We start from the raw sequence: 8,458 nt of genomic DNA, 5'->3' as shown, positions 1-8,458 counted from the left end.
TTGATAGGGGAAAGCTGCTTTACCCAACCGCTAATCGTACTCCGATTTACGCCATATTCACGTTCCAGTTGTGGATACGAGGTTCCTCCGGCATGATACAGCTCCACGATCTGCTGTTTAAATTCCGGAGTGTAAGATTTTTGACTTTTCACCCTTGCATAGACAGCACCCGTCGTCAAATGCACAAGCGGGGCAATTTCCTTTGTGGAATACCCCTGCATTTTCAGCACGACGATTTGTAATGTACGCCTGTCCACTGTGACTAACGCAAGATACAGAGTTTCGTTCTCAATCTCATCCAGTAAATCCATTACCGACCTTATCTCTGCCTGTTTCTCCCTGCCCGCTATTTCCTCAAGGGATTCTCCGAAGTCGCTTGTCCATCGGTAAAACCGCCTGTTGGAATTAAAATCTGCCCTGTCGTCTGTGCGGATTTGCTCAATGACCCTTTCATCAACGCCGCACTCATGCAGAATCTTTTCCTCGGCTTCTTTCCAGATATGCCATTTCCTGTCCTCCCGTCCGTGGTTGTATGCCATCCTTATTTCCTCCAATCAGAATTGATTGAGAGGGCAGACAAAAGCCCCCTCATTTTCCCAAAGGAAAAAACAAGGGTGCTGAATGCCTTAAATTTTGTTTTCCATTATCTTCCTCAGCTTCGCAAGAATTTTGGCTTTGCGTTTATTGACAACGCTCTGCGTTATGCCTAACCGCAATCCGACTTCTTGCTCGGATAGTTCTTCAAAGAAGATTGCTTTAGCAGCTGTAAAACCAATCCAGATGGAGAGGGCGGGGAGCGGCAATGAACCCAGAAACAGCCCAGCGGCACATTCCGATAAAAAACGACAAAAGAAAAACCGCAAAGGCACTGTGACCTCTACGGTTATAGGATATATATATTCTGTTAAGTGGAGATTCTACTTCTGGTTTCATGGTGAGAAGTAGCGTTGCATAAGCAGGGATTTTTTTAACTGGCTTCCTACCATTCCTCGATATGCTATGTATAAGTCAAATCTGCATTGCATGAGCAGATAGATTACTGCCCGAAAAAAGAACATAAAAAACCCTCCAAACTTTAATACATGTCTGGAGAATGTCTGTTAAGTCTTTTTGGGCATAGCAATACCGCCCACCGAACCTCGTTTTTTTATTTGGTGGGCGTTTGCCTTAAAACCTTATGAAATAAAACAGAACCGATAAACTGTGATTTCTATTCCACAAATTTATCGGCTCTGCGTCTATGCGTCTGGCTCTTTAATAATTGAGATATTCCATCTCTCTGCATTAATTAGGGTTTCCTGCCTGCACTTCGGGCAAAATAGTGGGAAATATTTTAACATCGTATTTTTTCGTAACTTCAACCTTGTCTTATTATTGCAGGCAGGACATAAAACCCACTTTTTTATTTCTTTGTTCTGTTTCATTTCTATCTGGCATAAAACATTACAGCCGTTATCTTTCTGAAATACTGACTGATTCAACTGCAACACTTCCCCCTCTTGTTACTTCAATTCTATTCACAAACTTTCTTTTCAACAGGATGATTAAATCATCATTCTTGTTCTCTGTCTGCGTACATTCCAGAAGAACCGTTGAACCATCGTAATCAATGACTGTAATTCCAAATACTTTTGAAATACGAAATAATTCCGATATATCTGCATCCGAACAATAATTAACTTTAACAAATAAAATTTCCTTCACGTGGAGCGGCGTATCGGTATAATCTACCACTTTAATCACTTCAACGCTCCTGCTTAATTGTTTTTTTATCTGTTCAAAAGTCCTGTCATCGCTGGTTAGGCTGATTGTCATCCGTGATATTGTGTTGTCCTCGGTAATCCCAACGGTCAAGCTGTCCAAATTATAAGACTTTCCAGAAAACAAGCCTGTGATACGGGCAAGTACACCTATTTCATTTTCTACAAATAGACAAATCCATCTCTTTTTCATTCTGTACTTTCCTCACTTTCCAAAATCACCTCGACTAACGTCTTGGTGCGTTCATGCGCCTTATGTTGGCTTGTGCAAGCACAACCCACCGCAAGGCTTATTTTATCATGTCATTAAGGGAGTTCCCTGGCGGAACAATCGGCATAACATTGATTTCTCTGTCTATGATAAATTCAATAACCGTAGGCGTTTTCGTATTCTGCTTTGCACTTATCAAAGCTGTTTTTATATTCTCTGGTTTTGTAACACGGATGCCTTTCGCCCCGTAGCTTTCTGCCAATGCTATAAAGTCAGGCGTATATTCTGGACAGTAGCGATTCGGAGTATTACATCCTGTTTCACAACTTCTACGATAACGCATACAGGTACTCGAATAACGCCTGTCATAAAACATCTCCTGCCATTGCCGCACATTCCCCAAATATCCATTATTCAATATACAGATAATAATAGGCAATTCATAAACAATGGCAGTCGCCATTTCTTGAATGTTCATCTGCATACCGCCATCGCCAGAAATAGCAATTACATCTTTATGGGGATTGCCAAGTTTCGCCCCGATTGCGGCGGGAAAACCATATCCCATCGTTCCCAAGCCGCCAGATGTCAACATTTGCTTATTCTCGTCAATATCAAGAAACTGCGTTGTCCATAACTGATTCTGACCTACATCGGTGGTGATAACAGCGTCTTCAAAAAGTTCATTGATCGATTGTATAACCCTCTGGGGTGTCAAACCGCTTTTTTCCATGTCAATTGGATATTCCATTTTCCATCGGTTTATTTCATCTGTCCATTCTGAAATATGTAGTGGCTTTGCCTTTTCAAGCAAAGCACATATTGCCTTTTTCGCATCAGCTACGATTGGAACGTCAACAATAATATTACGGGAAATAGATGCTGTATCAATATCTATATGGATAATCTTTGCGTCTGTTGCAAATTCTTCGATTTTCCCAGTAATACGGTCATTGAACCTTGTTCCTATTGAGAAAAGGACATCACATTTACTGATTGCAGAATTGGCTGCATAACTTCCGTGAATGCCTATATTTCCAACATATAAATCATTTGTCGTCGGAATTGCCCCTTTTCCCATAATAGTTGTAATAACGGGAACGCCCGTCATTTCTACAAGCTGTGTCATTTCTTTATTTGCATGGGCAATATTAACTCCACCGCCTATCAAAAAAGCAGGCTTTTTCGCATGGCTCAAAATATCCAATGCTTTATTTAATTGCCCCATATGGACGGAAGTATTCGGCTTATAACCTCTTACAGTAATTTCCTTTTGATAGCTGTCGCTGCCATATGCTTTCTGGACATCCTTTGGCAAATCAACAACAACAACTCCCGGCTTTCCTGTTTTTGCAATATAAAAAGCTTTTCTGATTGTTTCTGCCAAATCCTCTCTTTTTCGTACAGTTACCGCATATTTGCTGATGCTTCTTGTAATGCCTACGATATCTACTTCTTGAAAAGCATCATTCCCAATAAGGCTGGTTGGCACTTGCCCCGTAAAGCATACAAGCGGAACACTGTCATAATTTGCAGTGGCAATACCAGTAACAAGATTGGTGGCTCCCGGTCCGCTTGTCACAAGGCAGACACCCACTTTTCCTGTGGAACGGGCATATCCGTCTGCCGCATGGACTAAACCCTGCTCATGGCGTGGCAAAATAACGTCTATTTCCTTTTCTCCATATAACGCATGAAACAGGTCTATTGCCTGCCCTCCTGGATAAGCAAATAAAGTTGTAACAGATTCCTCTTTTAATGCTTTCACAAATAATTCAGCTCCTGTTATTTCCATAAATAACATTCCTCCTTTCGTATGCGTGTACTTGCTTGCATTCAGTCTATTTTTTTCGGTACTACCATAAGGGCAGTACCGATTTTTATTGTTCCAATCCCTTTATGAACATTTGCACACTGCTTTTTATGTATTCATCTTTTTCTACTTTAGATAATTCATTGCCAAAAGACGCATTTAAAAACGCATAGCCAAATGTTGATGAAAAGACTGTCAGAGCCAGAGCATCAAAATCTGCTTTTGGTATTTTTCCCAAATCAAACATTTTATTAAGATACTGCGTAAACGATGATAAAAAAGCCTGTGGAACTTTCATAATGAGGGCAGACGTTTCCTCATATAATTGAGGCGCTCTCAGACCGATAGATAAATTTACAAAATCTGGCGTCATCCTGTCCATATATGCTTTCATAAACATCTCTATGTCTGCCTGCAAATCCCACTGCACATTTTCAAAAATTTCTGGTGTTATATTTGCCCTCCATCCCGCTTGGTTTACACCTTGCAGCACAATATCTTTCTTGTTCTTAAATTTCCGAAACAGGGTACATTCATTTACACCTGCAGCTTTTGCAATCGCTTTCGTTGTCGTAGCAACGTATCCATTATCTCTTACCAGCATCATTGCAGCATCTATAATTTTTTGACTTGTTTCATCCAAATTATCACCTCCATGCAAGTGAACACTTTCATTTTAACAAAAAAATACATTAAAGTCAACAAATATGAGTTCTTTTTCTCTCCAGAAACAATCCTCAGAAACCCCAGTTTTTCCAATGGACTGGAAGGAAGAAAAGAATACTCTTTTTCAGTCTTTTAGAAACTGTCTTTCTCTCTCTAGAAAAAGAAAGAAATCCAGTGTTTTCAAGGAAAGGAGAAGGGAAAGAAGGTGAAGTGCTTGGCTTTGAGGATGGGATTTTTAGGGGAGGTTAGAGGAAGGGGAAGAAGGAAGAAGACCTTGCAAGATGTGTGTCTCAAAAGGTCCTCTGTTTACTCTTTTATTCTGTTTTTGTAGCCCTGTCAGGATAAATTATAATCTGCCAGCAGGATATAGAGCTTCTGCTGTGACAACAGCTACCAGTGTATTACTTGCTGTTAATAGCCGCCTGTGCGGTATATCGCGGTCAGTGAGACACTCTATACCGCTAATTTATTCTGTGGTACTGAAATGATTATAAGGCTTTCATTTTCTCTAATTTTTTCTGAACTTCTCTTCCTCGCTTATTGTAGTAATTCATTCGTTCCTCGTCTGTCATATGCTTTGTCACTTCATAATTATATTCTCTTAACTTATGAATATCTTCTATAGTAAAATCAGGACTCAAAACAGTTTTTTCCATCATTGCCCCTTTCTACAGACTCAGAACACGCTCCTGAAACTTTTCCTCACTTTCCATAATCTCATAAGGTTCGTATTCTCCATAGGCACTGGGGCGGCTGATCGTCACCAACTGCACACCGTTCTCTCCTATCTGTTTTTGTAACTTTTCGGTAAAATCCGCCAATGCTTTACCATGCCTGGTTTTTACTGCAATACAGCCCTTTTTATTAAATTCTTTCGCAATGAGATAACACATAACTTAGCACCTCCTCAAATTGTTGCTCGCTTAAAATTTTACCATTTTCGTACTTACTCCGCATTATCCCGCCTACAGAATCAGGATATTCCCTTTTATACAGATATTTATGCAGCCAATTATTCAACTGTCTGTCATAGTAAGTATTTGCCTGAATTTCTATCGGATAATGGAAGTGATCAGGCTGAAAATAAATATGCACTCCTCGATAGCCATCATCTTTCGCTTTTCCATGACTCATATCGACAATCCGTACTTCTTCCGGCATTTCCCCCTCTAACAAACTTGCATAACTGTCTGTCAGCATACGAAACCCTAAAATATCATTAAAGACTTTTTCTAATCGCATATCAGGATAGAATTTATTGTACTTGCGTATACAGGAATCCTCACTTTTAATCCGGTAATCCAAATCCACTATATCCAAAATATCTGCTTCCTGATAAAATCTAATCATTTCGGAAACCTCCTGAAATAAGGTTTCTTTATTGAATTTCCTCAGGCTATTGACAAGACTTCTTTCCATTTTGCTTTTGTAAGACAATTCTCGAAGAATTTGAACAGATAAGCTATTTTTCTCTAATTCACGTAACAAACGATATCCTCCAAATGATTTTAGTATTTATCATTGCAAATACATATACTGTTTTATTCCATCACAGACATATTACCTTCAACTTTCTTATGCTAATCATAAAACATTATTGAACTGATTGAACTTAGTTCCCTTAAACTGCAAAGACCATTTCTCCTATTCCTGAATTCCCCTTTCAATAGCTGACGCCAATGCTTTTAACCGATTAATTGTCTTTTCTACACCTCTTAACATGTATCTCATATTTTCAGGAGAATCTTTTCCATCAGCCTTTTGTAAAATTCCAATTTCCTCTCCGGCAAGCGTTTCAAATACATTGATTAACTCGTCTAAGGATGGGGACTCATTCGAACTTCTTAATAGCAAAAATAAGTCTCGTGGAGAAAGACCGTCTAACAGCTCCTGTTCACCCAAAAATTTCGAAACAACTTCTGATATTATAGCAAGTTCTCTTTTTTTCGTGGAAATGATATCTTCCAATTGAGATAATCCATCAGGTACTTGAAATGTAAGTGCAATTTCCTGTAAATTCAAGCCAAGTTCCTTAGACGCCCTTGCAATTTCTGTTAGTTGATTTTCAGTAACAAGTGAAAATCCTTTTTTTCTGGCATGAGTTCGAATAGTACCATCACTAAATCCTGGGCCGACAATTGCCACATAATCTGCATTGTTCTTTTCTTTATGTGTATCTAATGCAATATCGCTTATATCATTATGTGATACCCGACCCCCAGATTTAGATTTTCCATCTATAATTGCAACGACATACTTATCTTCCTCATCCTTCCATTTTACAACGACATCCGTATCACCGGATCCGCCGACTCTCTCAGCTTTAAAACCCATAAAACAAAATATATCTGCAATGGCTTCTTCGAAGGCAACCCCTGAACCTTTTCCTTCTGCACTGGGATCCATTGATGTGTTATGTAATCGATTGCAGACTTCTTCAAGCTTACTGGGTGAGTGACTAACCACCACTTTCATTTCATCAGATGTATTCTTTTGTTCAGATACTTCTCCATATGCTTCTGCCAAAGGCAGGTCAGCAATAAAACACTTTCCTATATGTGTTGCTTTCAAATGGAGATACTGAGTTTCTTCTAATAAACCTGCTTCCCGCAAAAAACCTGCAATCCAACGTGCCTTTTCTGAATTCAAACCATATAATTTTGCCTGAACATATAAATCATTACGAACAATATCACATTCAGCGGCTTTAACCATCTCTCCAACAAACCGCATATTTGCATGAAGAATCCTGATAAAATCTAAATCGCTTCCCGTTTCCAGCCATGCTTTTGCTGCTGGAGTTGCTACATAAATATTTCGCCCTACTTCTTCTAAAAGGCCAGATGCTTTTAGAAACGGCAGCATCGATTCAACACTGCTTAATTTCAGATTAAATTTTTTTGCTATAAATCCGAATAAATCTGTTTTAGTAATTTTATCAGAAGCACTTTGAATAATAATCCGCAAATTTTCTATACGATTCGGACTTGGAACCCATATATTATATGTACATCTCTTCTTATGCAATTCAGGTGAATCAGATAAATGCTGAAGCAATATAGCAATTTCTTCTGGAGGATCAGCAATTTCTATATCGTTCGACTCAAGATTCATAAGTTCTAGTACTTCTGGCTTAATCAAACACCACTCCTTTAGCGCCTCTCTCCCGGAATCAGTCACTTCCCATTTATAATTACCAATCGGTTGAATTAAACCCAGTACCTCTAGCCAATCCATGCGTTTGTGTATATTGCTCTTATTTTTCCAATGCAATCCATAATCATTGCAAAGCTGCTTATCTGCTTCTTCCACTGTTTTCGGTTCAGTCTCCAGAATGTCCAGCACTTCACCAAACAGCCGATATCTATCTTGTATCTGATCAGCCAATTTTCTCCGAGTTGGCGCTGCTAAAAACTTCATGCCAGCCTCCGACAACATCAACCGTCCTGCTTGATTTCTTACAAATCCTACCCCCTTTAGAAAAGCAGCATATGTGCGCCATGATTGCGGTTGTGTTATTTCATAAATATCTGGAACTGAATCTAAATCATATGCCTGCCCTGAATCCACTAATTCAACCAGTTTCTTTACCAGCGTGTACCATATTTGTTTTCCACCTCTAATATCAGGAATAGACCAACCTTTTTTTCTCCACTCATTTTTTTGTTTCTGAATATCAAAAATAACGGTCTTTGATCCATTGTCCATATTTTTCTCATTTTCCATGATATCTTCCTTTTCCTACATTCTATGATATTTCGCAACATACTGATATATTAAGCACTTTTTTCAATTCAGCTTTTCACATATCTTATTCTCGTCAAACACTAAGGGTTAAAACCACGCCATCTTTCAATGGCATATTTTCCTGCATTCGTCCGCAAATTTCTCTGACCATGGCAAAAGGTCGTCAGTTTTGCCTTACTCCACCACCATCAAAAAAGAAAAACCATTCTCTCATTCTCTCCTTCTCTTCTCCAAAAAAGAGAAAAAGAGGACCTTGAAAGT

9 protein-coding genes and 2 pseudogenes are annotated in these 8,458 nt (G+C 39.0%); all 11 read right to left on the bottom strand.

What is annotated here, in order from left to right:
- Window positions 1-107: helix-turn-helix domain-containing protein (locus tag ACTO17_RS04640; protein ID WP_482557058.1), on the bottom strand; the 107-nt coding region annotated here is incomplete at its 3' end.
- 42 nt (window positions 108-149) lie between these two features.
- A pseudogene (locus ACTO17_RS04635) lies at window positions 150-539 on the bottom strand (sigma-70 family RNA polymerase sigma factor); the annotation flags it as partial.
- An 87-nt stretch (window positions 540-626) separates the two neighbouring features.
- Window positions 627-758: pseudogene (locus ACTO17_RS04630) on the bottom strand (sigma factor-like helix-turn-helix DNA-binding protein); the annotation flags it as partial.
- A gap of 480 nt (window positions 759-1,238) precedes the next feature.
- Window positions 1,239-1,424 (bottom strand): cysteine-rich KTR domain-containing protein, encoded by a 186-nt coding sequence (locus ACTO17_RS04625; RefSeq protein WP_482557057.1) that lies wholly within the window; start codon window positions 1,422-1,424, stop codon window positions 1,239-1,241.
- A gap of 28 nt (window positions 1,425-1,452) precedes the next feature.
- Complete coding sequence (gene ilvN / locus ACTO17_RS04620; RefSeq protein WP_172536625.1) at window positions 1,453-1,953, bottom strand: acetolactate synthase small subunit; 501 nt, start codon at window positions 1,951-1,953, stop codon at window positions 1,453-1,455.
- Between the two features lie 97 nt (window positions 1,954-2,050).
- Window positions 2,051-3,766 (bottom strand): biosynthetic-type acetolactate synthase large subunit, encoded by a 1,716-nt coding sequence (gene ilvB, locus ACTO17_RS04615; RefSeq protein ID WP_482557051.1) that lies wholly within the window; start codon window positions 3,764-3,766, stop codon window positions 2,051-2,053.
- Window positions 3,767-3,851: 85 nt separating this feature from the next.
- Window positions 3,852-4,427 (bottom strand): TetR/AcrR family transcriptional regulator, encoded by a 576-nt coding sequence (locus ACTO17_RS04610; RefSeq protein WP_172536623.1) that lies wholly within the window; start codon window positions 4,425-4,427, stop codon window positions 3,852-3,854.
- 511 nt (window positions 4,428-4,938) lie between these two features.
- Window positions 4,939-5,109 carry a hypothetical protein gene (locus ACTO17_RS04605; protein ID WP_482557050.1) on the bottom strand — a complete coding sequence of 57 codons (171 nt, stop codon included), beginning with the start codon at window positions 5,107-5,109 and terminating at the stop codon, window positions 4,939-4,941.
- A 9-nt stretch (window positions 5,110-5,118) separates the two neighbouring features.
- On the bottom strand, window positions 5,119-5,343 hold the full coding sequence (locus ACTO17_RS04600; RefSeq protein WP_482557049.1) for a DUF6718 family protein: 225 nt from the start codon (window positions 5,341-5,343) through the stop codon (window positions 5,119-5,121).
- Complete coding sequence (locus ACTO17_RS04595) at window positions 5,315-5,938, bottom strand: nucleotidyltransferase family protein (RefSeq protein WP_482557048.1); 624 nt, start codon at window positions 5,936-5,938, stop codon at window positions 5,315-5,317. The genes ACTO17_RS04600 and ACTO17_RS04595 overlap by 29 nt, the downstream gene beginning before the upstream one ends.
- Before the next feature lie 156 nt (window positions 5,939-6,094).
- Window positions 6,095-8,176: a restriction endonuclease gene (locus ACTO17_RS04590; protein WP_482557047.1), complete on the bottom strand. Its 2,082-nt coding sequence runs from the start codon at window positions 8,174-8,176 to the stop codon at window positions 6,095-6,097.
- Between the last annotated feature and the right edge of the window lie 282 nt (window positions 8,177-8,458).

The sequence above is a fragment of the Petralouisia sp. genome, assembly GCF_056822245.1.
The sequence above is the reverse complement of the archived record's forward strand: the minus strand, read 5'-3'. Positions and strand labels throughout refer to the sequence as shown.

Coding starts and splice junctions, on each gene's coding strand:
- ACTO17_RS04600 (WP_482557049.1), bottom strand. CDS start 5,343: ATGTGTTATCTCATTGCGAAAGAATTTAATAAAAAGGGCTGTATTGCA.
- ilvB (WP_482557051.1), bottom strand. CDS start 3,766: ATGGAAATAACAGGAGCTGAATTATTTGTGAAAGCATTAAAAGAGGAA.
- ACTO17_RS04625 (WP_482557057.1), bottom strand. CDS start 1,424: ATGAAACAGAACAAAGAAATAAAAAAGTGGGTTTTATGTCCTGCCTGC.
- ACTO17_RS04590 (WP_482557047.1), bottom strand. CDS start 8,176: ATGGAAAATGAGAAAAATATGGACAATGGATCAAAGACCGTTATTTTT.
- ACTO17_RS04605 (WP_482557050.1), bottom strand. CDS start 5,109: ATGATGGAAAAAACTGTTTTGAGTCCTGATTTTACTATAGAAGATATT.
- ilvN (WP_172536625.1), bottom strand. CDS start 1,953: ATGAAAAAGAGATGGATTTGTCTATTTGTAGAAAATGAAATAGGTGTA.